This window comes from Pseudomonas sp. B10 (assembly GCF_900156235.1).
Taxonomy (GTDB): Bacteria; Pseudomonadota; Gammaproteobacteria; order Pseudomonadales; family Pseudomonadaceae; genus Aquipseudomonas; species Aquipseudomonas siliginis.
This window is the reverse complement of the sequence record NZ_LT707063.1, coordinates 3021690-3047356: the sequence shown is the minus strand read 5'-3', so window position 1 is coordinate 3047356 and position 25667 is coordinate 3021690. Positions and strand designations below refer to the sequence as shown.

At 61.1% G+C, this 25667-nt stretch carries 23 protein-coding genes; 10 read left to right on the top strand and 13 right to left on the bottom strand.

Annotated elements, in window-relative coordinates; translation table 11 throughout:
- Window positions 1–43: 43 nt before the first annotated feature.
- A complete protein-coding gene (locus tag BXA01_RS13835; RefSeq protein WP_231991047.1) occupies window positions 44–1984 on the top strand; it encodes a BCCT family transporter in 1941 nt (646 codons plus the stop codon).
- 253 nt (window positions 1985–2237) lie between these two features.
- On the opposite strand, the gene choV is transcribed toward BXA01_RS13835, so the two are convergent.
- The 3 genes from choV to BXA01_RS13820 form a co-directional block, all read right to left on the bottom strand.
- The gene (gene choV / locus BXA01_RS13830; RefSeq protein ID WP_016772804.1) at window positions 2238–3416 is read right to left on the bottom strand and encodes a choline ABC transporter ATP-binding protein; all 1179 of its coding nucleotides are present in this window, start codon (window positions 3414–3416) and stop codon (window positions 2238–2240) included.
- Window positions 3413–4258: a choline ABC transporter permease subunit gene (gene choW, locus BXA01_RS13825; RefSeq protein ID WP_016772805.1), complete on the bottom strand. Its 846-nt coding sequence runs from the start codon at window positions 4256–4258 to the stop codon at window positions 3413–3415. Before choW ends, choV begins: the two co-directional genes overlap by 4 nt.
- Window positions 4259–4335: 77 nt before the next feature.
- Window positions 4336–5283, bottom strand: coding sequence for a choline ABC transporter substrate-binding protein (locus BXA01_RS13820; RefSeq protein ID WP_016772806.1), 948 nt, complete (start codon window positions 5281–5283; stop codon window positions 4336–4338).
- 435 nt (window positions 5284–5718) lie between these two features.
- Between BXA01_RS13820 and BXA01_RS13815 the strand changes: the two genes are divergently transcribed.
- A complete protein-coding gene (locus BXA01_RS13815; RefSeq protein ID WP_076564401.1) occupies window positions 5719–7095 on the top strand; it encodes an L-serine ammonia-lyase in 1377 nt (458 codons plus the stop codon).
- A 538-nt stretch (window positions 7096–7633) separates the two neighbouring features.
- Window positions 7634–8737 carry a GlxA family transcriptional regulator gene (locus tag BXA01_RS13810; protein ID WP_007949927.1) on the top strand — a complete coding sequence of 368 codons (1104 nt, stop codon included), beginning with the start codon at window positions 7634–7636 and terminating at the stop codon, window positions 8735–8737.
- Between the two features lie 73 nt (window positions 8738–8810).
- Here BXA01_RS13810 and BXA01_RS13805 read toward each other — a convergent pair whose 3' ends face one another.
- The 6 genes from BXA01_RS13805 to BXA01_RS13780 form a co-directional block, all read right to left on the bottom strand.
- Window positions 8811–9074, bottom strand: a complete 264-nt coding sequence (locus BXA01_RS13805) for a hypothetical protein (protein ID WP_016772808.1) — start codon at window positions 9072–9074, stop codon at window positions 8811–8813.
- A gap of 371 nt (window positions 9075–9445) precedes the next feature.
- On the bottom strand, window positions 9446–10609 hold the full coding sequence (locus BXA01_RS13800; RefSeq protein ID WP_076564400.1) for a gamma-butyrobetaine dioxygenase: 1164 nt from the start codon (window positions 10607–10609) through the stop codon (window positions 9446–9448).
- A 23-nt stretch (window positions 10610–10632) separates the two neighbouring features.
- Complete coding sequence (locus tag BXA01_RS13795; RefSeq protein ID WP_076564399.1) at window positions 10633–11109, bottom strand: thioesterase family protein; 477 nt, start codon at window positions 11107–11109, stop codon at window positions 10633–10635.
- Between the two features lie 135 nt (window positions 11110–11244).
- Window positions 11245–12210 (bottom strand): L-carnitine dehydrogenase, encoded by a 966-nt coding sequence (locus BXA01_RS13790; protein WP_076564398.1) that lies wholly within the window; start codon window positions 12208–12210, stop codon window positions 11245–11247.
- Window positions 12211–12421: 211 nt separating this feature from the next.
- Entirely contained in the window at window positions 12422–13309 is an 888-nt protein-coding gene (locus tag BXA01_RS13785) for a 3-keto-5-aminohexanoate cleavage protein (protein ID WP_076564397.1), read from the bottom strand.
- A 107-nt stretch (window positions 13310–13416) separates the two neighbouring features.
- Window positions 13417–14361, bottom strand: a complete 945-nt coding sequence (locus tag BXA01_RS13780; protein WP_076564396.1) for a choline ABC transporter substrate-binding protein — start codon at window positions 14359–14361, stop codon at window positions 13417–13419.
- Window positions 14362–14552: 191 nt separating this feature from the next.
- On the opposite strand from BXA01_RS13780, the gene BXA01_RS13775 reads away from it, so the two are divergent.
- The gene (locus BXA01_RS13775) at window positions 14553–15542 is read left to right on the top strand and encodes a GlxA family transcriptional regulator (protein WP_076564395.1); all 990 of its coding nucleotides are present in this window, start codon (window positions 14553–14555) and stop codon (window positions 15540–15542) included.
- Between the two features lie 143 nt (window positions 15543–15685).
- Here the strand turns inward: BXA01_RS13775 and BXA01_RS13770 are convergent, their stop codons facing one another.
- The 4 genes from BXA01_RS13770 to BXA01_RS13755 all read right to left on the bottom strand — a co-directional run bounded on the left by BXA01_RS13770 (window position 15686) and on the right by BXA01_RS13755 (window position 17291).
- Window positions 15686–16102, bottom strand: a complete 417-nt coding sequence (locus BXA01_RS13770) for a DUF3010 family protein (RefSeq protein WP_016772815.1) — start codon at window positions 16100–16102, stop codon at window positions 15686–15688.
- Window positions 16103–16130: 28 nt separating this feature from the next.
- Window positions 16131–16454 (bottom strand): helix-turn-helix domain-containing protein, encoded by a 324-nt coding sequence (locus tag BXA01_RS13765; RefSeq protein ID WP_042606630.1) that lies wholly within the window; start codon window positions 16452–16454, stop codon window positions 16131–16133.
- Entirely contained in the window at window positions 16438–16692 is a 255-nt protein-coding gene (locus BXA01_RS13760; protein WP_076564394.1) for a type II toxin-antitoxin system RelE family toxin, read from the bottom strand. The genes BXA01_RS13765 and BXA01_RS13760 overlap by 17 nt, the downstream gene beginning before the upstream one ends.
- A gap of 197 nt (window positions 16693–16889) precedes the next feature.
- Window positions 16890–17291, bottom strand: a complete 402-nt coding sequence (locus BXA01_RS13755) for a lysozyme inhibitor LprI family protein (protein WP_073476459.1) — start codon at window positions 17289–17291, stop codon at window positions 16890–16892.
- Between the two features lie 231 nt (window positions 17292–17522).
- On the opposite strand from BXA01_RS13755, the gene BXA01_RS13750 reads away from it, so the two are divergent.
- From BXA01_RS13750 to etfB, 6 genes are all read left to right on the top strand, one after another.
- Window positions 17523–18500: a dipeptidase gene (locus BXA01_RS13750; RefSeq protein WP_007962626.1), complete on the top strand. Its 978-nt coding sequence runs from the start codon at window positions 17523–17525 to the stop codon at window positions 18498–18500.
- Between the two features lie 78 nt (window positions 18501–18578).
- Window positions 18579–19109: a 4-vinyl reductase gene (locus BXA01_RS13745; RefSeq protein WP_076564393.1), complete on the top strand. Its 531-nt coding sequence runs from the start codon at window positions 18579–18581 to the stop codon at window positions 19107–19109.
- 15 nt (window positions 19110–19124) lie between these two features.
- A complete protein-coding gene (dgcA, locus tag BXA01_RS13740) occupies window positions 19125–21185 on the top strand; it encodes a dimethylglycine demethylation protein DgcA (protein ID WP_076564392.1) in 2061 nt (686 codons plus the stop codon).
- Window positions 21186–21298: 113 nt separating this feature from the next.
- Window positions 21299–23248, top strand: coding sequence for a dimethylglycine demethylation protein DgcB (dgcB, locus tag BXA01_RS13735; protein ID WP_076564391.1), 1950 nt, complete (start codon window positions 21299–21301; stop codon window positions 23246–23248).
- Window positions 23248–24468 (top strand): electron transfer flavoprotein subunit alpha, encoded by a 1221-nt coding sequence (gene etfA, locus BXA01_RS13730; protein WP_076564390.1) that lies wholly within the window; start codon window positions 23248–23250, stop codon window positions 24466–24468. The genes dgcB and etfA overlap by 1 nt, the downstream gene beginning before the upstream one ends.
- A gap of 9 nt (window positions 24469–24477) precedes the next feature.
- Window positions 24478–25248, top strand: a complete 771-nt coding sequence (etfB, locus tag BXA01_RS13725; RefSeq protein ID WP_076564389.1) for an electron transfer flavoprotein subunit beta — start codon at window positions 24478–24480, stop codon at window positions 25246–25248.
- Window positions 25249–25667: the final 419 nt, after the last annotated feature.

Below are 25667 nucleotides of genomic sequence, written 5' to 3'. Positions count from 1 at the left end.
GCTAATAAAGACCCCGCCCGAGAAGGTGACGGTCAACGGTTGGGTGTTCTACACCTCGACCGCGCTGATTCTGTTGTTGACCGCCATTCTGATCATCGCCCCGCAAGAGGCCGGCAGAATGTTGGGCATGGCCCAGGCCTGGTTGTCGCGCAGCTTCGGCTGGTACTACATGGTGGTGATCGCCGCCTACCTGGTGTTCGTGGTCGGTCTGGCGTTTTCCTCGTACGGCAAACTCAAACTGGGCAGCAAGGACGACACCCCGGATTTCAGTTACGGCGCCTGGGCGGGGATGCTGTTCTCGTCGGGCATCGGCATTTCGCTGTTGTACTTCGGCGCGTCCGAGCCGCTGGATCACTACTTCAATCCGCCGGAAGGCACCTCGGCCAGCAATCTGGCCGCGCGTCAGGCAGTGCAACTGACCTTCCTGCACTGGGGCCTGCACGGCTGGGCGATCTACGCTTTGGTCGGCCTGGCCGTGGCGTATTTCGCCTATCGGCATAACCAGCCGCTGGCCCTGCGTTCGGCGCTGTATCCATTGGTCGGCGAGCGTTGGGTCAAAGGCGCGGCCGGGCACGCGGTGGATGGCTTCGGCATGTTCGTGACCCTGCTGGGGCTGGTGACCAACCTGGGGATTGGCTCGCTGCAAGTGTCGTCCGGGCTGGAAAACCTGTTCGGCATGGAGCACAGCAACACCAACCTGCTGATCGTCATCATCGTCATGAGCACCGTAGCGACCATCGCTGCCGTCTCCGGCGTGGAAAACGGCATCCGTCGTCTGTCCAACCTGAACATCGTGCTGTTCAGTGGTCTGCTGATTTTCGTGCTGTTGTTTGGCCCGACGTTGCACCTGCTCAACGGCTTCGTGCAGAACATCGGCGACTACCTCAACGGCGTGGTGCTGAAGACGTTCGACCTGTACGTCTATGAAGGCGACAACGCCAAGTCCGACCGCTGGTTGGGTCTGTGGACGCTGTTCTACTGGGCCTGGTGGATTTCCTGGGCGCCATTCGTGGGCATGTTCATCGCACGGATTTCCCGTGGCCGCAGCGTGCGTGAACTGGTTGCTGGCGTGCTGCTGATTCCGCTGGGCTTCACCTTGGCGTGGCTGTCGATCTTCGGCAACTCGGCGCTGGATCTGGTGATGAATCAGGGCGCGGTGGAACTGGGCAAGACGGCGCTGGAACAGCCGTCGATGGCGATCTATCAGTTGCTTGAGCATTATCCGGCGTCGAAAGTCGTCATCGGGGTGTCGATCTTTGTCGGCTTCGTGCTGTTCCTGACCCCGGCCGACTCCGGCGCGGTGATGATGGCGAATCTTTCCTGCAAGGGCGGCAACGTCGACGAAGACGCGCCGCACTGGCTGCGGATCTTCTGGTCGGTGGTGATCACCCTGGTGACCATCGGCCTGCTGTTCGCCGGCAACTTCGAAGCCATGCAGACCATGGTGGTGCTGGCCGGCCTGCCGTTTTCGGTGGTGCTGATCTGCTTCATGTTCGGCCTGCACAAGGCGATGCGCCAGGACGTGCAGATCGAACAGGAGCAAGCGCAACTGGCCGAGCGCGGACGCCGTGGTTTCAGCGAGCGCCTGACGCAACTGGATCTGCAGCCGAGCCAATCGGTGGTGCAGCGCTTCATGGACAAACACGTCACCCCGGCGCTGGAAGATGCAGCGGCGCAATTGCGCAATCAGGGCATTGAAGTGCAGACGCTGCTGGGCAAGGCCAAGCGTTGCATGGGTGTGCGGGTCGAGATGGAAGAGGGCAACCCTTTCGTCTACGAAGTGAGCCTGGATGGTTATCTGGCGACCCCGACCGAATCGGCGCAGTCGGATGAAGCGCGTCAGCGTTACTACCGTGCCGAGGTGTATCTGCACAATGGCAGTCAGGATTACGACTTGATGGGCTTCACGCCGGAGCAGATTACGCGGGATGTGCTGGATCAGTTTGAAAGCCATCGGCAGCTTCTTGGCCGGGTGTATAGCTAAACCTTGAGATTCAGCGGTGCAGTCAGCTGCACCGCTGAACCATTGTGGCGAGGGGATTTATCCCCGTTGGGCTGCGAAGCAGCCCTGAAACCGTCAAACGCGGTTTTACTCAATTACCGTGATTGACGACTTGGGGCCGCTTCGCGCCCCATCGGGGATAAATCCCCTCGCCACAGGTTCTCTGTTTGCAGTTGAATATCTGTACGAACAAAAACGCCGCGAGAGTATCGCGGCGTTTTTGTGTCTGCGGGGGTTACCCCAGATTCTTGCCCAACAGCGCGTGATACAACTCGCTGTCGCCGAGAATCCCCACCACATGATTGTTATCGTGCAGCACCAGCTTGTTGCCGGTCTGATAACGGATCTGCAGCGCATCACGCATGCCGATGTTCGAGTCCACCAGTGTTGGCTTGCGCTCCAGGCCTTCCACCGCTTGGCCAGGTGCCCAGTTCTGCAGGTTCAGCACCGAGCCGTTCTGCCGTGCGCCTTTGATGGTGTTGCCTTCGGCCAGGTCCAGCCACGAGTCGCCGCCCGGATCGAGGCACACCGAGCCGTTGATGCGTTTGCACTTGTCCAGCGTGCGCATCAGGCTGCGGCCGCAAAGTACGTTGAGCGGGTTGGTGTGGGCGACAAAGGTGCGCACATAGTCGTCCGCCGGGTTGAGCACGATCTCTTCCGGCACGCTGTACTGGATGATCCGGCCGTCTTTCATGATCGCGATGCGGCTGCCGAGTTTGAGTGCTTCATCGAGGTCGTGGCTGACGAACACGATGGTCTTGCTCAGCTTGCGTTGCAGCTCCAGCAGTTCATCCTGCAGACCCTGGCGGATCAACGGGTCGAGGGCCGAGAACGGTTCGTCCATCAGCAGAATGTCGGCGTCCATGGCCAGCGCGCGGGCGAGGCCGACGCGCTGCTGCATGCCGCCGGATAGCTCATCAGGCTTCTTGTTGCGCCATTGGGTCAGGCCGACCAGTTCGAGTTTCTCATCGACCAGTTTCTTGCGTTCCTTCTCCGGTCGACCCTGCATTTCCAGACCGAAACTGATGTTCTCGCGCACTGTCAGCCAGGGCATCAGGGCGAACTTCTGGAACACCATGGCAATGCGCTTGGTGCGCATCATCTTCAGCTCGGCGGGCGTGCAGGACGCGATGTCGATCTGGCGGTTTTCATGCTCGACGAACAGCTTGCCGCGGCTCACGGTGTTGAGGCCGTTGATGCAGCGCAGCAGGCTCGATTTGCCCGAGCCGGAGAGGCCCATCAGCACGCAGATCTCGCCCTTGTTGATGTCCAGCGTGGCTTTTTCCACGCCGACGATCTGACCGGTCTTCTTCAGGATCTCGTTGCGGGTCATGCCCTGATCGAGCAGCTTGAGTGCCTCGCGCGGGTCTTTGGAGAAGATTACGTCGACGTCTTCGAAGCGAATTATGCTCATGCGTCACCCCCTACTTTAGCGTCGGGTTGTTTGCAGATACGGTCGAGCATGATCGCCAGCAGTACGATTGCCAGGCCTGCTTCGAAGCCCAGCGCAATATCAGCAGTGTTCAGTGCGTTGACCACCGGTTTGCCGAGTCCGTCGGCGCCGACCAGTGCCGCGATCACCACCATCGACAGCGACAGCATGATGCACTGGGTGATGCCGGCCGCGATGCTCGGCATGGCGTGCGGCAATTCGATCCTTGAAAGCAATTGGCGACGCGAGCAGCCGAAGGCCTTGCCGGCGTCCATCAGTTCTTGCGGGACATCACGGATGCCCAGGTAGGTCAGGCGGATCGGCGCCGCGATGGCGAACACCACCGTGGAGATCAGGCCCGGAACCACACCCAGCCCGAAGAGGGTCAGGGTAGGAATGAGGTAAACGAAGGTCGGTACGGTCTGCATCAGATCGAGCACCGGCCGCATCATGGTGTAGAACATCGGTTTGTGCGCGGCGACGATGCCCAGCGGCACGCCGATCAACACGCAGACCAGGGTGGCGAACAGCACCTGGGCGAGGGTTTCCATGGTTTCCTGCCAGTAACCCAGGTTGAGGATCAGCAGGAACGAGGCGACCACGAACGCGGTCAGGCCCCACTTGCGTTGAATCAGATGGGCAATGATGGCAATCAGGCCAATCAGCACCAGCGGGTTGAACCAGGTCAGCGCAAACGTCACGCCGTGGATCATCGTTTCCAGTGTCACGGCGATTGCGTCGAAGGTGTTGGCGCCGTGTTGCGTCAACCATTCGACGAAGCCCGCGATGTACTGGCCTAAAGGTATTTTCTGATCAATCAGCATGGTAGTGAACGTCCGCATGCAAGGAAATTAACAGCCCGGGCAGGCACGCCTGCCCGGCATAAGCGGTGCCCCTCAAATCAAGGCGCGAGCTTGGCTTTCACGGCCTCCAGGCCTGGTTTACCGTCAATGGTGGTCACGCCAGCGAGCCAGGTATCGAGCACCTGTGGATTCTTTTTCAGCCAGGCCTTGGCGGCCGCGTCAGGCTTCATCTTGTCGTCGAGGATGTTGCCCATCAGTTCACTTTCCATGTCGACGGTGAACTCCAGGTTTTTCAACAGCTGACCGACATTGCTGCATTCTTCGGCGTAACCCTTGCGGGTGTTGGTGGCCACGGTGGCTGCGCCGAAATCGGGGCCGAAGAAGTCGTCGCCGCCGGTCAGGTATTGAATCTTGAAGCGCTTGTTCATCGGGTGCGGTGCCCAGCCGAGGAAGACCACGGCGGTGTCGCGCTTCTGCGCCCGGTCGACTTGCGAGAGCATGCCGGCCTCGGAGGATTCGACGATCTTGAAGCCAGCGGTTTTCAGGCCGAAGGCATCCTTGTCGATCATGCTCTGGATCAGCCGGTTGCCGTCGTTGCCCGGCTCGATGCCGTAGATCTTGCCGTCGAGCTCTTTCTTGAATTTGGCAATGTCGGCGAAGTCATGCAGGCCTTTGTCGTACAGGGCTTGCGGCACGGCGAGGGTGTATTTGGCACCCTTGAGGTTGGTGCGCACGGTGTCGACGGTGCCGGCATCGCGATACGGCTTGATGTCGTTCTCCATGGTCGGCATCCAGTTACCGAGAAACACGTCCATGTTCTTGCCGTCGGCCAGCGACTTGTAGGTCACGGGCACGGAGATCATGGTGGTCTTGGTCTTGTAGCCGAGGGCGTTGAGAACAACGGAAGTGGTAGCGGTGGTGGCGGTGATGTCGGTCCAGCCGACATCGGAGAAGTTAACGAGGCTGCACTGTGCCGGTTCTGCGGCTTGCGCCAGTAACGGCAGACTCAGCAGGGCGGCCAACAACAACGACGGGGAACCTTTCATGGATGGACTCCTTGGTGTTTTTTTTGGCAGTGTTCCGACTGTGGACCACCGCACTTATGGGTTGCGGTTGGTGGCGTTCTGACGACAGCTCTACCGCAGCGCCTTGCAATCGAGTCATCCCGATCATGTACCAGTGAAAATCTGACGCCTACAGGGAGGGTCGTATCCAGTACAGGGATGGTCGCTTCCAGTGTCGGTGACGTCGCTTACAGCTTTTTTCCGCCCCCGATGACCTGCTCGACTGCATAAAAACGGCGTATTTGCGGGGCGAAAACGTAACGACGCTGCTGGACATGACTGCGTCGGTGTCAGACGCCGAGCGCGCCGACAAAAGCCCGATGATGCCGGCATTCGGCGGATCGCAGCTTGAGCGTAGCAGCTCCGCCAGCGGGCGCTTTTGCCGCCCGGACCGGTATTCTCAGGAGCTTCGCAGCAATGGCTATCAGCGTTTTCGACCTGTTCAAAATCGGCATCGGCCCTTCCAGTTCCCACACCGTCGGGCCGATGCGCGCCGCCGCACTGTTCGTCGAGTCGCTGCGCGGCAAGCATCAGCTGGAGCAGGTGCGGCGTATCGAGGTGCAGTTGTTCGGATCGCTTTCCGCCACCGGCATCGGTCACGGCAGCGACAACGCGGTGATCATGGGCCTGATGGGCGAATGGCCTGACGCCATCGACCCGGCGCAGATCGGCCCGCGCATTCAGGCGCTGCGCGAAACCCATACGCTTTTATTGGATGGGCGCCTGTCGGTGCCGTTTATCTGGGCACGGGACATGCGCCTGATCGACGAAAACCTGCCATTCCATCCCAACGCCATGACGCTGGTGGCCGAAGGCGAGTTCGGTGAGTTGCACCGTGACACCTACTATTCGGTCGGCGGCGGCTTCGTCGTTGATGAGGCGCAAGCGGCCAGCGGTGTGGTCGATCTGGATCGCACCGAATTGCCTTACGACTTCTCCAGTGCGGTCGAGCTGCTGGAGTTGTGCAAAACGCACAACCTGCGCGTTGCCGAACTGATGATGGCCAACGAAAAGGTCTGGCGCAGCGAAGAAGAGATCCGTGCCGGGCTGATGAAACTGTGGCGGGCGATGCAGGATTGCGTCGAGCAAGGTCTCAAGCACGAAGGCATTCTGCCCGGCGGCCTGAACGTGCGGCGGCGGGCGGCGAAGTTGCACCGCAGCCTGCAAGAGCTGAACAAACCGAACGTCATCGGCTCGACCCTGAGCGCCATGGAGTGGGTCAACCTGTTCGCCCTGGCCGTCAATGAAGAGAATGCCGCTGGCGGGCGTATGGTCACTGCACCGACCAACGGCGCGGCGGGGATCATCCCGGCGGTGCTGCACTACTTCATGAAGTTCAGCGAAGCGGTCACCGACGCCAACGTCGTCGACTATTTCCTCGGCGCGGCGGCAGTCGGCATTCTGTGCAAGAAGAATGCGTCGATCTCTGGGGCCGAGGTGGGCTGCCAGGGCGAGGTCGGTTCGGCCTGCGCCATGGCAGCGGCGGGGCTGGCGGAGATTCTCGGCGCCACGCCCGAGCAATTGTGCAACGCGGCGGAAATCGGCCTGGAGCACAATCTGGGCCTGACCTGCGACCCGGTCGGTGGCCTGGTGCAGGTGCCGTGCATCGAGCGCAATGCAATCGCGGCAGTGAAAGCGATCAACGCGGCGCAAATGGCCCTGCGCGGCGACGGGCAGCACTTTATCTCGCTGGACCGGGTGATCCGCACCATGCGCGATACCGGCGCCGATATGCATGACAAATATAAAGAAACTTCGCGCGGTGGCTTGGCGGTCAGTGCTGTTGAGTGCTGAAACGGCGTTGCCCTTATCGCTGGCAAGCCAGCTCCCACAGGTTCTTCAGTGTTGATGCCATTTGGTTCACACCACAAATCCCTGTGGGAGCTGGCTTGCCAGCGATAGGGCCAGACCAGTCAAAACTGCTCGACAAAAGAACACCCCGATCGAGCCACGCCACCTTTTGGCGCGTCGCAATCAGACAAGCGTCACTGTCAGTCGTGACTTGTCAGTCGCTACTCGACCGTCCGTCGCCCGTGCTTGCGGTGACACTCTGTGCAAATCCTCTGCAGGCCAGTTCCCACAAGTGCTACCGATCTGCTCACGGGCTGCGCGGCAGGGCTCTCGCGGCATCTGATGGCAGTTTGAAATGGCGTGTTCCGAGGTCTCGTATAGACGCGTCGCGAGGTCGTTTTCAGGAGTTATTGAATGACCGTCCAATTTCAGGCACGGCAATTGCTCTGTCATAACAAAGCCTGCTTTCTCTGTGAGACGCGGGCAATAACAAGAGCCTCCGCCTGAGGCCGCCACCCGCTTTGTGTGAGGAGATACCGCGATGACGTCGTTCAACTCCGGGGCCCAACCCCAGAACCGTGCGCCTCAATCCATCGGCTTTCTGCTGCTGGACAATTTCACGCTGATTTCCCTGGCGTCCGCCGTTGAGCCGCTGCGCATGGCCAACCAGTTGTCCGGTCGCGAGCTGTATCGCTGGAGCACCCTCACCGTCGATGGCGGCCAGGTCTGGGCCAGTGACGGTCTGCAAATTACCCCCGACGCCTCCATGCACAAAGCCCCGCCCCTGGACACGGTGATCGTCTGCGGCGGCATCGGCATTCAACGTACCGTAACCCGTGAACACGTCTCGTGGCTGCAAAGCCAGGCGCGCCAGTCCAAGCGCCTGGGCGCGGTGTGCACCGGCAGTTGGGCGCTGGCCTGCGCCGGTCTGCTCGACGGCTTCGATTGCAGCGTGCACTGGGAATGTCTGGCGGCGATGCAGGAAGCTTTCCCGCGCGTGGCCATGAGCACACGGCTGTTCACCCTCGACCGTAACCGCTTCACCAGTTCCGGCGGTACCGCGCCGCTGGACATGATGCTGCACCTGATCAGCCGCGATCACGGTCGTGAACTGTCGGCAGCGATCTCGGAAATGTTCGTCTACGAGCGCATCCGCAACGAACAGGATCACCAGCGTGTGCCGCTCAAGCACATGCTCGGCACCAACCAGCCGAAGTTGCAGGAAATCGTCGCGTTGATGGAAGCCAATCTGGAAGAGCCGATCGATCTGGATGAACTGGCGGTGTATGTCGCGGTGTCGCGTCGACAGCTGGAGCGGTTGTTCCAGAAATACCTGCACTGCTCGCCGTCACGCTATTACCTGAAGCTGCGCCTGATCCGCGCCCGGCAACTGCTCAAACAGACGCCGATGTCGATCATCGAGGTGGCGTCGGTGTGTGGGTTCGTCTCCACGCCGCACTTCTCCAAGTGCTATCGCGAGTACTTCGGCATTCCGCCGCGTGACGAGCGCGTCGGCTCCAACACCACCCAGCAGGTGGCGATGTTGCCACTGCCGCAGGCCATCGTGATGTCCCCGCTGTCGGGGCCGATGTCGGCGCTGAGTCAGGCGCGCAATGAGTCGACGTTTGCCAGCGTAAGGCTGTAGACCGAGTCTGATCGTTCCCACGCAGAGCGTGGGAACGATCAGGTGGGAGCGAGCCTGCTCGCGAAGGGGTTTCTCAGGCGCTGTGAGACTGCTGGTAATCCGAGAGGGCCGGCAACAACTGCTTGTCGATCGCCTGACGCACCGCCGGCTGAATGCTGGCGCCGCTGGTGTACATGTCCTTGACCATCTTGCGCAGTTCGAATGCGCGAACATTATCCAGGCCACGCACCGCGCACTCACAGGCCTGCTCGGCGGTGGTACCGCTCGGCACCTGAATACCCAAGGCCTTGAGCTGGCCCAACAGATCTTCCTGGTCAATCAAATCGGCGTACATCATTACGCAAATCCTTCTGTGGCAACGGAGGTCTTGGCTCGATTCTGGTGGCCCCGACCGGACGCGGCAAGGGCGTTTTGTCGCGGTGGCCGGGACGACTATGAACAGGTCGTTTTCGGCTAACCGACTGAATGGACGACTAGGCAAACTGGCCCCAGCTCGCTTCACGAAGGTTTGGTCACCCTCGCCTGGCAGCTCCTCAACAGTACCCTCCTCAGCTCCGATCCTGTCACGGCTTGATCGGAGTTTTTTTTGCTCGTGAATCAGCCAGAGATTTGTTGCTCCCAATGACGCTTTCGCGAGCAGGCTCGCTCCCACTTTGCAATGCGTACCTTTCTGGGAACGAGCCTGCTCGTGAAGAACGATGACGCGGTTCAACGTTGCAACACCAGAACCCGCGACAACAACTCATCCCGGTCGACATAGCAGCCCTGAAAATGCCGCGCCCCGGTCGCTGGATCAAAGGCATTGCGTGCATGCAGCGTGCGGCGGTTGTCAAAGCACCACAACTCGCCCGGCTTGAGCCGCTGCATCAGCCGAAATCGCGGCTCGCGGGTCATCGCAATAAAGCGCCGATAGGCTCGATACAGCAACGGCATCTGCGCCACCGACGTATCGAACGCCCCGCGCAGAAAGTTGGCCATGCGAATCTCCGCCACCCGGCCCAGCGCATCCACAGCGATGATCGGCGCCAGGCAGCGATAGTCGCTGTGCCGGTCCTTGTTGCGAAATTCCACGGGGATTTCACACAGGGCCTCAAACAGCTGCGGCTCCTCCTGACGCAAGGCCTCGGCGATCGCAAGACCATCGACGAAAATACTCTCGCCACCCTCGGCATCATTCACCAGACAATGCAGAAATTGCAGCCCCGGTTGCAGCTCGCGAGTCGGCAGATCCGTGTGCAATGGCAGGTTGAAGGCGGTGTAGGCGTTGCTGTCGGCGTCGGCTTTGGATTGCACATTGAACAGCACGCCGAAGTTGCTTTCGCGGATGAAGGCAATCCGCTGCGCGATGAGCTTCAGCGAGCCCGGCTCGGTGGGCACGCCGCGCACTTGGGTCAGGCCGATGTCGCGCACGGCGAGCAACCATTGCAGCAGCGCGGCGTTGTCGTTCATCAGCGCGGTGTAGTCGAACACCGGCAACTGCAGATCGCTGTGCCACAAACGGGGCTGCGGTTTGCCGGCCAGGCGTTCGGCGCGGGATTCATCGTCATAGGCATGTGCGCGCAGCCAGCCCGGATCGAAGCGGCTGAGGTGACCGTCCTGCCAGTCGATGCGCAGGCAGCCATCGGTGTCGATGCGCGTGGCCAGCGGTTGCAAATCCTCGGCGGCATCGACGCTTTCGAAGACTTGCTCGCGAGTAACGCTGTAGACACATTGATCACACGGGCAATTGTCGCGCAGCCATATGTGGTGAAACGGGCTGACACGTCCGTCAGCCCATTCGATGACAACGCGATCCGCCAGACCCTGCACGCCACCGAGCGCGCTGATCAACGGATAAGTACGAAAATCGGCAACAGCGACGGCGGTGTTCATGGCGGCTCCTTGGCAGTGGGGATTTACCGAGCGGGTGGCAGCGCGATCACGCGGCCGATGTAAGCGGGAGCGGGCAGGTCGGTCTGATCGGCGACGATGGCTTGCAGGCGATGCAACGTATCGGGGCTGAACGGCGCCGAGCGCGGGCCGGCGAGGTCGACGTGCAAAAGCATCTGTTCGTTGCCGGCCAACTCTTGCTCATCGCCGATTTTGTGCAGGCTGTGGTAGAGGTGCAGGCGCTTGCTGTCGTGGTCGATGATTTGCGTGCGCACTTCCACCTCAGTGTCGATCTTCACTTCGTGCAGGTAATTGAGGTGCAGCTCAAGGGTGAACAGCGAATGGCCACTGGCCTCGCGGTTGCTGCTGTCCATGCCGAGGCGGTCCATCAGCGCGTCGGTGGCGTAGCTGAAGATCAGCAGGTAGAAGGCGTCGCGCAGGTGGCCGTTGTAGTCGACCCAGTCGGGGATGATGGTGGTTTGGTAGGTGGTGAGGTGGGGCATGGTTTCTCCTGGCGGCGATCGTTCCCACGCTCTGCGTGGTAACGCCTCCTGTGACGCTCTGCGTCACGCTTCTGGGACGCGGAGCGTTCCCGGGCTGCATTCCCACGCAGAGCGTGGGAACGATCAGGTGGCGGATTATTCGCTGAAACTCATTCCGTGCTTTTCCTTGGTGGTCTTCACCGCGTCGAGCACCGCCAGCAAACAATCATCACGATAGCGCTCCAGCGCCGAAATGCTGTGCCGACCGAGCTGATCAGTGGTGCCATCGACCACATCATCGATCAACTTGTCGGTCAGCTCCGGTGCCGGCAAATATGTCCACGGCAACTGCAACGCCGGACCGAATTGCGACATGAAGTGGCGCATGCCGGCATCGCCGCCGGCCAGGGTGTAGGTCAGGAAAGTGCCCATGAACGACCAGCGCAGACCAGCGCCAAAGCGAATCGCATCGTCGATTTCGCCGGTCGTCGCGACACCGTCGTTGACCAGGTGCAACGCCTCGCGCCACAGCGCTTCGAGCAGGCGATCGGCGATGAAACCCGGCACTTCCTTGCGCACATGCAACGGGCGCATGCCGAGGGATTGGTAGACTTGCATCGCCGCTTGCACCGCCTCCGGCGCGGTGTTTCTGCCGCCGACGACTTCGACCAGCGGCAACAGATAAACCGGGTTGAACGGATGCCCGACCACGCAGCGTTCAGGGTGCGTCGAACTCTCGTAGAACTCGCTGGGCAAAAGGCCTGAAGTGCTGGAGCCGATCAGCGCATCGGGCTTGGCGGCGGCGCTGATCTTGCTGTGCAGGTCGAGCTTCAGTTCCAGCCGTTCCGGGGCGCTTTCCTGGATGAAATCGGCGTCACGCACACATTCCTCGATGGTTGCGACAAAGCGCAGACGATCCTGCGAAGCACCCGGCGCCAGGCCGTTTTTCTCCAGCGCGCCCCACGCATTGGCCACGCGTTGGCGCAATGCCGCTTCGGCGCCGGGCGCCGGGTCCCAGGCCACTACATCGAGGCCGTGGGCGAGGGCGCGGGCGACCCAGCCACTGCCGATGACACCGCTGCCAAGAGCGGCGAAAGTTTTGATTTCGGTGATAAAGCGCATGGCGATGTCCTGAAGAGTTCGGTGATCCCTGTGGAAACTCTGTTCTCGTGGCGAGGGGATTTATCCCCGATCGGCTGCGAAGCAGTCGTAAAACCTGTGCTCTCGGTCTATCTGATGCCGCGGCTTGTCAGGTTTTGGGGCGGCTTCGCCACCCATCGGGGATAAATCCCCTCACCACAAAATTTATGTTCACAGGGAGAAAGGGTGAGGTTCAGCCGCGCTGAATCAGGCCCATTTTTTTGCGACCTTCTGCCGGTGTGAGCACCCGGGCACCGAGGCGGCTGAGGATTTCCGTGGCGCGTTCGACCAGTTGGCCATTGGTCGCCAGCACGCCTTTGTCCAGCCACAGGTTGTCTTCGAGGCCGACCCGCACGTTGCCGCCCAGCAGCACCGCTTGCGCCGCCATCGGCATCTGCATGCGGCCGATGCCGAAGCCGGCCCAGACCGCGTCGGCGGGCAGGTTGTCGACCATGGCTTTCATCGTGGTGGTGTCGGCCGGCGCGCCCCACGGGATGCCCAGGCAGAGCTGGAACAGCGGGTTGTCGAGCAAGCCTTCCTTGATCATCTGCTTGGCGAACCACAGATGCCCGGTGTCGAAAATCTCCAGTTCGGCCTTCACGCCCAGTTCGGTGATGCGCTTGGCGCCGGCGCGCAGTTGCGCCGGGGTGGAGACGTAAATGGTGTCGCCATCGCCGAAGTTCAGCGTGCCGCAATCGAGGGTGCAGATTTCCGGCAGCAGTTCTTCGACGTGGGCGAGACGGGTCAGCGGACCGACCAGATCGGTGTTCGGGCCGAACTCCATCGGGTTCTCGCCAGGGCCGATTTCCAGGTCGCCGCCCATCCCGGCGGTGAGGTTGACGATGATGTCGACGTCCGCCTCGCGGATGCGCTCCATCACTTCGCGGTACAGCGCCACGTCACGGCTGAACTTGCCGGTCTGCGGGTCGCGCACATGGCAGTGCACGACGGTGGCGCCGGCCTTGGCCGCTTCCACCGCGGCAGCGGCAATCTGTTTCGGGGTGACCGGCACGTGTGGGCTCTTGGCGGTCGTGTCGCCAGCACCGGTGAGTGCGCAGGTGATGATGACGTCGTGGTTCATGGTGCGTTTCCTTCAGGCGTGATGGGTCTGTCCGCAGCCCGTGGCGGGGCTGCGAAGCGTGGTTCAGTGGCCTCTCCCATCTGGGAGAGGGGGGGTTCAATAAAGGGTTATTTGCTGGTCAGCTGGAGGTTTTCAGCAGCCGGTTTGCCATCGAAAGTCGTCACACCTTCAAGCCAGCGCTGTTTGTCTTCGGGGTGATCCTTGAGCCACTGCTTCGCCGACTCGAAGGCATCTTTATGATCGAGCAACGGCTGCATCATCCGGCTCTCGGATTCGGCGGTGAAGGTCAGGTTGGCCAGCAGGCGGCCGATGTTCGGGCATTGCTCGGCGTATTTCGGCGCGGTGACCGTCCACACCGTGGCCATGCCTTCGTTCGGGCCGAGGGCGTCTTCGCTGCCGGTCAGATAGGTCATCTGGATGTTGACGTTCATCGGGTGCGGCGCCCAGCCGAAGAACACTACGGCTTCCTTGCGGCGCACGGCGCGATCGACGGCGGCGAGCATGCCGGCCTCGCTCGATTCGACCAGTTGGAATTTACCCAGACCAAACTGGTTCTTGGCGATCATCGCTTTGATCTGCGTGTTGGCACCTGAGCCTGGCTCGATGCCGTAGATCTTGCCCCCCAATTCCTTCTCGAATTTGGCGATGTCGGCGAAGGTTTTCAGCCCCTTGTCGGCCAGGTACGTCGGCACGGCGAGAGTGGCGCGGGCATCTTTCAGGCTCGGTGCTTCGAGCACTTTCACCTGATTGGCCTCGACGAATGGCGTGATGGTCTGCGTCATCAGCGGGTTCCAGTAGCCGAGGAACAGGTCCAGGCGCTGATCGCGAATCCCGGCGAAGATGATCTGCTGGGAGGCGCTGGTCTGTTTGGTGTTGTAGCCGAGGCCGTCGAGCAGGACCTGGGTCATGGCACTGGTGGCGATCACGTCAGTCCAGTTGACCACGCCCATGCGTACGTTCTTGCAGGAGGCCGGTTCGGCCGCCATTACGCCGGTGCTGAAAAAAGCGGTACCGCTGAGTGCAAGAACGCAGCTGCTGATCAGTCGTTTCATGTCGGGTTCCTCGGCAGTTCGATTATTGTGGTTCCCGGCATCTGCGCGCCGGTGAGGCCAAGTTACGCAGCTATACGCCCGTGAAAGCGCACTGCGGCGACTGGCATTTGCACTGTAGCGACCTGCACGCTTGAACGCCGCCGATAATCGGCGTATCAACGAGCCACGCGACCCGCCAACCGAGTGCGCCCATGTCCCAGGATTTCTACTTTTTGCTGATGCCGGGGTTCTCCGCCATCGGCTTTATTTCCGCGATCGAACCGTTGCGCGTGGCCAACCGCTTTCGCGGCGAGTTGTACCGCTGGCATGTGCTCAGCGCCGATGGCGGCGCGGTACTGGCCAGCAACGGCATGTCGGTCAACGCCGATGGCGGCGCGGTACTGGCGAGCAACGGCATGTCGGTCAACGCCGATGCGGCACTGGAGCCGCTGAAGAAAGGCGCGACCTTGCTGGTGGTGGCCGGCTTCGAACCGCTGAAGTTCATCACGCCGACGCTGGAGCACTGGTTGCGCAGGCTGGACAAGGACGGCGTAACCCTCGGCGCCATCGACACCGGCAGCTTCGTCCTCGCCGAAGCGGGCCTGCTCGATGGCCATCGCCTGACCCTGCACTGGGAGGCGATCGATGCGTTCAAGGAGTCTTATCCACAGCTCAGCGTGACCCAGGAGCTGTTTGAGATCGACCGGCGGCGGATCACCTCGGCGGGAGGAACGGCCTCGATTGATCTGATGCTCGACCTGATCGCCCAGGCCCACGGCCCGCAACTGGCGATTCAGGTCAGCGAGCAGTTTGTGCTCGGGCGCATACGCCCGCGCAAGGATCACCAGCGCATGGAAGTCGCCACGCGCTACGGCATCAGCAACAAGAAACTGGTGCAGGTGATCGGCGAGATGGAGCAGCACAGCGAACCGCCGCTGACCACGCTGCAACTGGCGGAGTCGATCAAGGTGACCCGGCGGCAACTGGAGAGGTTATTCCGGCTGCATCTGAACGATACGCCGAGCAACTTCTATCTGCGGTTAAGGCTTGAGAAGGCCCGGCAATTGCTGCGCCAGACCGATATGAGCGTGCTCGAAGTCAGCATTGCCTGTGGTTTTGAATCACCGTCGTATTTCACCCGCAGTTATCGCGCGCGTTTCGCCCGCTGCCCCCGGGAAGACCGGCGTACCGCGCAGGCGTGAATGGTTTCAGCAACACCCTAGAACCCTGTGGGAGCGGGCTTGCCCGCGATGAGGCCAGCACATCCAACATTGTTATTGCCGGACACACCGCCATCGCGGGCAAGCCCGCTCCCACAGGTTCGAAGGTGATTTCGGGAATCGGGTTATTTCTTCACCAACGCCGAACACGCCGCTTTGTAAGCCTCATGCTGATACTTGTTCAACGTCCCCGGCAGCTCGAAATTGTGCTTCTTGGCCTGGGCATTGATCGTCTGTGGCGACAGCAGCGTCACCTCACAGCCATCAAGCAACTGAAACACACCCTCGATCTTGAACGTCGTCGGCCCACCGGCAAACTCGCCCTTTTTGCTGCGTTTCTTGATCGCAATCCGGTCCACCGAGTTCTCCCGCACAAACGATGCCACCTGCGCCGCGAACCGCCGCACGTTCGCCGCCTCGTCGTCGTCATCCAGAGCAATCTTCTTCGTGGCGAGAGGGACGTGGCTCAACGTCGAACCATCGAGCGCCGCCACGGCGATGATCGCTTCGCTGCCTTTGATTTCAATGCCGCAGATGTTCATGGGAATTCCTTTGAATAAAGAGGGCAGCCTACAGCTCAAGCTGACTGGCTGTGATGCCGAACGCGGCGGCGATTTTCTCGCGGGTGGCCTTGCGGGGTTTGGCGACTGTTTCCTGCTGGGCAAACGCCGGTTGCGAGATGCCCATGCGCTTCGCCACTTCTTCCTGAGTCAGGTTGAGATGTTCGCGCCAGGCGCGGATCGGTGTTGCGCCATCAACGATTCGACTTACTACCTCATGGGGAATCAGATCGGGCTGTATTTTCTGTGCGACATATTGAGCGTAGGGGATAACCACGAACGCAGGATTACCCTCGGCGTCATTGATTATTTGAACGTCAGTAGGTGCGTTCATCACGTTTTTTGACCTCTTGAATACTGACCACTTTGATTGCGCCATCCCAGTCGAACATGACTCGATAATTGCCTACACGCAGTCGGTAAGCGTAGTCATGACTAACCAATGCTTTTACGTTGCCAACATCGGGCATGTCGGCAAGCGCCGTGACGGCGTCGCGAACCTTCCCTTGGTGCACGGAATGCAATTTCAAAAGCTGCTTAACAGCTTTGCGAGTCCAGTGGATGCTGTTCATAGAAGAATATAAGTCTTTTATAAGATTCGCGAATCTTTGCTTATATTTTTCCAGTGGCCAATAAACAACGCGTGTCGGCATGTTGCGCGTTTGTGTCGCTACTGGCCATCAAGTCGCAGCCTGTCGGCTCGATCGCAATATGGTGGTTGAGGACGAGGTTACGCCGATGAAGCCGCAACAGCCGTCCAGACTTTCTATCACTCCTGCCCGATCGACTCCAAAAACTCCGACCGTTCATCACTCATCCGCGCGACACAATCATTCTGCGCAATGGTGAAAGCCTTGCTCCCCGCCGTTGCCGGGAACGCTTCCACCGCGCAATCCGCATCCCGCGTCTTCAACCATTGTTGCTGGGCGGTTTTCAGTTTGGCGGTGATGTCGGCCAGTTGCGTCGGGTTCTTGCCGTAGGCGGTCTGCATGCGTTCGTTGAGGCTGGCGTAGTTGTCTTTGAGCAGGTCTTCGGCGGTGCTGCGGCTGTAGGCGGAGCATTCCAGGGTCTGGATGTCGTTTTCCACCGCGTCGCACGGGTTGTTCTCGGATTCTTCGGCGGCGTGGGCGCCGGTCGCAATCAGTGCCAGGGCGAGGAAGATCGATTTCATTGGGGTCGCTCTAATCCGTTGGTAGGTGCAGGCTGCGGCAGATTCTGGCGTAAGCGCGCGGGCTTGAACAGCCAGCCGAGGAGGGCGGCTGACGACCCTTTGTCGCGGATTGACGCTTTCGGCAATTCCCCTGTCGTTTTTGCACCCGGGCGCCCCGGCACCGAGGCATATGCTGGCCCCAAAGCGCCGGCAGACGATTCGGCGCATGAATCGCCAATAAGGGGACGCCTGATGAGCCCAGCCGAACTACACGCCGACAGCATCGTTATCGACGGTCTGATCATTGCCAAATGGAACCGCGAGCTGTTCGAAGACATGCGCAAGGGCGGTCTGACGGCAGCCAACTGCACTGTGTCGGTGTGGGAAGGCTTTCAGGCGACCGTGAACAACATTGCTGCCAGCCAGAAACTGATCCGCGAAAACAGCGACCTGGTGATGCCGGTGCGCACCACCGCCGACATCCGTCGCGCCAAGGAACAAGGCAAGACCGGCATCCTCTTCGGCTTCCAGAATGCCCACGCTTTCGAAGACCAGATCGGTTATGTCGAGGTGTTCAAGCAGCTCGGCGTCGGTATCGTGCAGATGTGCTACAACACCCAGAATCTGGTCGGCACCGGTTGCTACGAACGTGACGGCGGCCTCTCGGGTTTCGGTCGCGAAATTGTGGCTGAAATGAACCGTGTTGGCGTCATGTGCGACCTGTCCCACGTCGGTTCCAAGACCTCCGAAGAAGTCATTCTCGAATCGAAAAAACCGGTCTGCTATTCGCACTGCCTGCCGTCGGGTCTCAAAGAGCATCCGCGCAACAAGTCCGATGCAGAGCTGAAGTTCATTGCCGACCACGGCGGTTTCGTCGGCGTGACCATGTTCGCGCCGTTCCTCGCCAAGGGCATCGATTCGACCATCGACGATTACGCCGAAGCCATCGAATACACCATGAACATCGTCGGCGAAGACGCCATCGGTATCGGCACCGATTTCACTCAGGGTCACGGCCAGGACTTCTTCGAATACCTGACCCACGACAAGGGTTACGCCCGCCGCCTGACCAGCTTCGGCAAGATCATCAACCCGCTGGGCATCCGCACCGTCGGCGAATTCCCCAACCTCACCGAAACCCTGCTCAAGCGCGGCCATTCCGAGCGCGTGGTGCGCAAGATCATGGGCGAGAACTGGGTCAACGTCTTGAAAGATGTCTGGGGCGAGTAAGCCGCCGCACTTCTGAATCCTTTCCCCCGGCCATTCGCGTCGGGGGCAACACACAAAATTTTCTGGAGTTAAGTTTCCATGGCCAAGATCGCCCCGCAATTGCCAATCGAAGTCGACAGCGAGACCGGTGTCTGGACCTCCGACGCCCTGCCAATGCTGTATGTGCCGCGTCACTTTTTCGTCAACAACCACATGGGCATCGAGGAAGTGCTCGGCGCTGAAGCCTATGCCGAGATCCTCTACAAGGCTGGCTACAAATCCGCCTGGCACTGGTGTAAAAAGGAAGCCGAATGCCACGGCCTGGAGGGCGTCGCGGTGTTCGAGCACTACATGAAGCGCCTGTCGCAGCGCGGCTGGGGCCTGTTCAAGATCCAGGACATCGACCTCGACAAAGGCACCGCCAGCGTCAAGCTCGAGCACTCGGCATTCGTCTATGTCTACGGCAAGGTCGGGCGCAAGGTCGATTACATGTTCACCGGCTGGTTCGCCGGCGCCATGGACCAGATTCTCGAAGCCCGTGGCAGCAAGATCCGTACTGTCGCCGAACAAGTCTACGGAGGCTCCGAAGAGGGCCACGATGACGGCTTGTTCATCGTCAAGCCGTTGTAAGCCGAGGACCGTGCCATGGCTTTCGAAGCAATGTTCCAGCCGATCCAGATCGGCAAACTGACCATCCGCAACCGCGTGCTCAGCACCGCGCACGCCGAGGTCTACGCGACTGACGGTGGCATGACCACCGACCGCTACGTCAAATACTACGAAGAGAAAGCCAAGGGCGGTATCGGCCTGGCCATCTGCGGCGGTTCGTCCGTCGTGGCGATCGACAGCCCGCAGGAATGGTGGAGTTCGGTCAATCTGTCCACCGACCGGATCATTCCGCACTTCCAGAATCTGGCCGACGCCATGCACAAGCATGGCGCCAAGATCATGATCCAGATTACCCACATGGGTCGTCGCTCGCGCTGGGACGGTTTCAACTGGCCGACCTTGATGTCGCCCTCGGGCATCCGTGAACCGGTGCACCGCGCCACTTGCAAAACCATCGAGCCGGAAGAGATCTGGCGAGTGATCGGCAACTACGCCCAGGCTGCGCGCCGGGCCAAGGCTGGTGGCCTCGATGGCGTCGAACTGTCGGCCGTGCACCAGCACATGATCGACCAGTTCTGGAGCCCGCGCGTCAACAAGCGTACCGATGAATGGGGCGGCACCTTCGAAGGCCGAATGAAGTTCGGCCTGGAAGTCCTGAAAGCCGTGCGCGCCGAGGTCGGTGACGACTTCTGCGTGGGCATGCGCCTGTGCGGTGACGAGTTCCACCCGGACGGCTTGTCCCACGAGGACATGAAGCAGATCGCCAAGTATTACGACGACACCGGCATGCTCGATTTCATCGGCGTGGTCGGCTCGGGTTGCGACACCCACAACACCCTGGCCAACGTTATTCCGAACATGAGTTATCCACCGGAGCCGTTCCTGCATCTGGCCGCCGGGATCAAGGAAGTGGTCAAGGTGCCGGTGTTGCACGCGCAGAACATCAAGGACCCGAACCAGGCCACGCGCATTCTTGAGGGCGGTTACGTCGACATGGTCGGCATGACCCGCGCGCACATCGCCGACCCGCACCTGATCGCCAAGATCAAGATGGGCCAGATCGACCAGATCAAGCAGTGCGTCGGCGCCAACTATTGCATCGACCGCCAGTATCAAGGCCTGGACGTGCTGTGCATCCAGAACGCCGCGACCTCCCGTGAGTACATGGGCGTGCCGCACATCATCGAGAAATCCACCGGGCCGAAACGCAAAGTGGTAATCGTGGGTGCCGGCCCGGCCGGGATGGAAGCCGCACGCGTGGCTGCCGAGCGTGGCCACGACGTGACCCTGTTCGAGAAAAAAGACTTCATCGGCGGGCAGATCACCACCGCATCGAAAGCACCGCAGCGTGACCAGATCGCCGGCATCACCCGCTGGTTCCAGCTGGAACTGGCGCGCTTGAAAGTCGATCTGCGCCTGGGCACGGCGGCGGATGCCGACACCATCATGGACCTGCGTCCGGACGTAGTGGTGCTGGCGGTTGGCGGTCATCCGTACCTTGAGCAGAACGAGCACTGGGGCGCGGCCGAAGGGCTGGTGGTCAGCAGCTGGGACGTGCTCGACGGCAAGGTTGCGCCGGGCAAGAACGTGCTGGTCTACGACACCATTTGCGAGTTCACCGGCATGTCGGTCGCCGACTTCCTCGCCGACAAGGGCAGCCAGGTCGAGATCGTCACCGACGACATCAAACCGGGCGTGGCCATCGGCGGCACGTCGTTCCCGACCTACTACCGCAGCATGTACCCGAAAGAAGTGATCATGACCGGCGACATGATGCTGGAGAAGGTCTACCGCGAGGGCGACAAGCTGATCGCAGTGCTGGAGAACGAATACACCGGCGCGAAAGAGGAACGGGTGGTCGATCAGGTGGTCGTCGAAAACGGCGTACGCCCGGACGAGGAAATCTACTACGCGCTCAAGGACGGCTCGCGCAACAAGGGCCAGATCGACGTCGAAGCGCTGTTCGCGATCAAGCCGCAACCTTCGCTGAGCGAAGCGGGCGACGGCTACTTGCTGTTCCGCATCGGCGACTGTGTGGCGCAGCGTAATACACACGCCGCCATTTACGACGCACTTCGGCTCTGTAAGGATTTTTGACGGCTCAGCTGCAAGCCACAAGCTTCAAGCTGCAAGTAAAAGCACAGCCGATCCATGCTGCTCTTTCTTGCCGCTTGTAGCTTGCAGCTTGCCGCTCGCCAGAGGTGACTCTGATGTTGAACACCCTTCTTCCAATCCTGTTGTTCGCAGCCCTGGGCCTTGCTGTCCTCGGCGCGTCGCGGCGGATGAACATGTGGCGCCGGGGGCGGGCGGCGAAGGTCGATCTGCTCGGCGGTCTGCTGGCCATGCCCAAGCGCTACATGGTCGACCTGCACCACGTCGTGGCGCGGGACAAATACATTGCCAACACCCACGTCGCCACGGCCGGCGGTGCGGTGGCGTCGATTGTGCTGGCCATTCTGGTGCACGGCTTCGGCCTGCATAACCGCATCCTCGGCTACGCCCTGCTGTTGATGTCGGCGGTGATGTTCGTCGGCGCGATCTTCATGTACCTGCGCCGGGTCAATCCGCCTGCGCGTCTGTCGAAAGGCCCGTGGATGCGCCTGCCGAAAAGCCTGCTGGCCTTCTCCGCGTCGTTTTTCCTGGTGACCCTGCCGGTGGCGGGGATCCTGCCGGAAAACTTCGGCGGCTGGGTGCTCGCCGCCATCCTCGGTGTTGGCGTGCTGTGGGGCGTGTCGGAACTGTTTTTCGGCATGACTTGGGGCGGGCCGATGAAGCACGCCTTTGCCGGTGCCCTGCACCTGGCCTGGCACCGTCGCGCTGAACGCTTTGGCGGTGGCCGTTCCACTGGTTTGAAACCGCTGGATCTGAACGATCCATCCGCGCCGCTGGGCGTGGAAAAACCCAAGGATTTCACCTGGAACCAGTTGCTCGGTTTCGACGCCTGCGTGCAGTGCGGCAAGTGCGAAGCGGCGTGCCCGGCCTTCGCCGCCGGCCAGCCGCTGAACCCGAAAAAACTGATTCAGGACATGGTCGTCGGCCTCGCCGGCGGCACTGACGCGAAGTTCGCCGGCAGCCCGTATCCAGGCAAACCGATCGGCGAGCATGGCGGCAACCCGCACCAACCGATCGTCAACGGTCTGGTCGATGCCGAAACCCTGTGGTCGTGCACCACCTGCCGCGCCTGCGTCGAGGAATGCCCGATGATGATCGAGCACGTCGACGCGATCGTCGACATGCGCCGGCATCTGACCCTGGAAAAAGGCGCGACCCCGAACAAGGGTGCCGAAGTTCTCGAGAACCTTATTGCAACCGACAACCCCGGCGGTTTCGCCCCGGGCGGGCGGATGAACTGGGCAGCGGACCTGAACCTCACTCTGCTCAGCGAAAAGAAATCCACCGACGTGCTCTTCTGGGTCGGCGACGGCGCCTTCGACATGCGCAACCAGCGCACCCTGCGTGCCTTCGTCAAAGTGCTGAAGGCAGCGAAAGTCGACTTCGCTGTACTCGGTCTTGAGGAACGCGACAGCGGCGATGTGGCCCGCCGTCTCGGCGACGAAGCAACGTTCCAGCAGCTCGCCAAACGCAATATCCAGACGTTGGCCAAATACAGCTTCAACCGCATCGTCACCTGCGATCCGCACAGTTTCCATGTGCTGAAAAACGAGTACGGCGCCTTCGACGGCAACTATCTGGTGCAGCACCACAGCACTTACATGGCCGAGATCATTCAGGCCGGCGCGCTCAACCTCGGGCAGCACAAAGGCAACAGCGTGACCTATCACGATCCGTGCTACCTCGGCCGCTACAACGGCGAATATGAAGCACCGCGTGAAGTGCTGCGTGCACTCGGTATCGAGGTCAAAGAGATGCAACGTTCCGGCTTCCGCTCACGCTGCTGCGGCGGCGGTGGTGGCGCGCCGATCACTGACATTCCGGGCAAGCAGCGGATTCCCGACATGCGCATGGAAGACATCCGCGAGACCGGCGCCGAACTGGTGGCGGTGGGTTGTCCACAATGCACGGCGATGCTCGAAGGCGTGGTCGAACCGCGTCCGCTGATCAAGGACATCGCCGAACTGGTCGCCGACGCGTTGCTCGAGGACGCCGCGCCAAGCAAGCCTGCCAGCCCGGCCAAACGTGAACCTGCGGAGGTGCACTGATGAGCGACATTATCCGCCGCGACCCGCGCGCCGAATGGATTGCCCGTAACCGTTTGCACCCGCTGCACGCGGCGATGCAACCGGCGCAGCACAGCTGGATGGGTCCCAACGGCGTCATCCGCAAGAATCTGCACGGCATGGGTTTTATCGGCCCTAACGGCATCAAACGCATTGACCGCAGCGGTGCGCAGCAGGGTGGGGCGGTCAAACGATCGGCTGCTGCTGAAGTGCAATTGCCCTTGCATCAGGTTCCGGCCCCGGCGTTCTACATCAGCGTGGTGCCGGATATGGTCGGCGGTCGCCTGAGCAGCCACGACCGTGATCTGCTCGGCCTTGCTCACCAACTGGCCGGCACCGATGGTGCGGTGCTCGCCGTGGTGTTCGGCGAGCACAAGGAAAGCGCTTTCGAAACCGCGGGCGTTGATCGCTTGCTGGTGCTTGAAGGCGAGGAGTTCAGCGGTTATGCACCGGAGCAGCGGGTGCAGGGTTTGCGCGCTGTGGATAACCAATTCAACCCGCGTCACTGGTTGCTGCCGGACAGCCGCAGCGGTGGCGGCGAACTCGGCCGGCGCTTTGCTGCTGCACTGGGCGAGCGTCCGGCCACGCGGGTCTGGCAGGTCAAGGATCAGGAGTGCATCGGCCGCGCCGGGGCCGGATTGCAAGACCTGGCGCGTCCAGTGGCGCGGTTGATTCTCGCCGCTGCCGAATGCGCAGAACCGGTCAGCGAAACCCGTCACGAAGCGTTGCCAGTGGAGTTATCCACAAGCGTCGCGCGCAGCTTGTCGCGAATCGAAGATCTTGGTGCCGTGGCGGTGGATCCGGCAGCGATTCCGATGGCCGAAGCGGAATTCATTTTCTCCGGCGGCAACGGGGTCAAGGATTGGCAGCTGTTTCACGAAACAGCGGCGGCCCTCGGCGCCACCGAAGGCGCTTCGCGGGTTGCGGTGGACGATGGCTTCATGGCCCGAGATCGTCAGGTCGGCGCGTCCGGCACCTGGGTCACCGCGCGGGTCTATGTGGCTGTGGGTATCTCTGGCGCGATCCAGCACCTGCAAGGCATTGGCGCCTGCGACAAGGTGGTGGCGATCAACCTCGATCCGGGTTGCGACATGATCAAGCGTGCCGACCTTTCGGTGATCGGCGAAAGCGCAGAGATTCTGCGAGCGTTGATCGAAGCGGTCGCGGCTTACCGCAACGAAGCCAAGCGCGATGCGGCTTAAGGAAACCCTATGAACACGAACGTTATCAGTCTGGTTTCAATCGGCGCTCACCCGACTTCGGGTCGGCCACGGCGCGCCGATCAGGATGCGCGCGCGGTGGAACTGGGCCTGCAACTGGCTGGGGATAACCTGCAAGTGCTGCACGCCGGTGATGTTGCCGAACCGGCCCTGCGTGCCTATCTGGGCATGGGCCTGGAACAGCTGCATGTGCTGGAACAACCCGCTGGCGCCGACGCCTTGCCGGCGCTGACCGCGTACCTGCGCGACGCCGGGGCGCAAGTGGTGCTGACCGGCAGCCAAGCGGAAACCGGTGAGGGTTCGGGGATGTTGCCGTTCCTCCTGGCCGAAGGCCTGGGCTGGCCGCTGGTGGTGGGCCTGGCGCAGGTCGAATCGATCGCTGACGGGACGGCGCTGGTTCTACAAGCGTTGCCGCGTGGGCAACGACGCCGCTTGAAGGTCAAACTGCCGTTTCTGGCCACTGTGGATAACGCCGCGCCGAAGCCTCGGCAAAGTGCGTATGGTCCGGCACGACGGGGCGAATTGGCCGCCGATGACGTTGAAGTGGTTGAGGACCAATTGTTGGCCGTGGCCACGCTGCAACCGGCCAAGCCACGACCGAAGCGCTTGAAGGTGATCAAGGCCAAGAGCGGTGCCGACCGGATGAAGGCCGCGACGGCCAAGGCCAGTGGCGGCGGGGGGCAGGTGCTTAAGGGCGTTACCGCGCAGGCTGGGGCGGAGGCGATTCTGAAGTTGCTGATTGAAGAGGGCGTTGTCCGCTAGTCACCTCTTCCTGGCATGGAATAACCCCTGTGGGAGCGAGCCTGCTCGCGAAAGCGGACTGACAGCCGACACATGCATCGACTGACCCGACGCCTTCGCGAGCAGGCTCGCTCCCACATTTGGTATTCACTCACCGCCAATCTTTACTGTTTACCCACAATCCCTGTTGGCGAAGCTGTGGATAACGTGTTCGCCCTTGCTCGCACCCCACGCCATTCAAGCCTTTCAGCCATAAGATCAAAAAATGATCAGCGTAACTCACGGATTTCTCGGGCTTTTACTTCGGTATAAATCGACAAGTTGCCCCCAATCTCTGTTGGCGCTTCTGTGGATAAGATGTTCGCTACCAGCTGTAGGCCATATGGAGCAGGGCGTACATGGGTTTGATCAATTATTGATCAAGTGTGATCCCAGGGCGC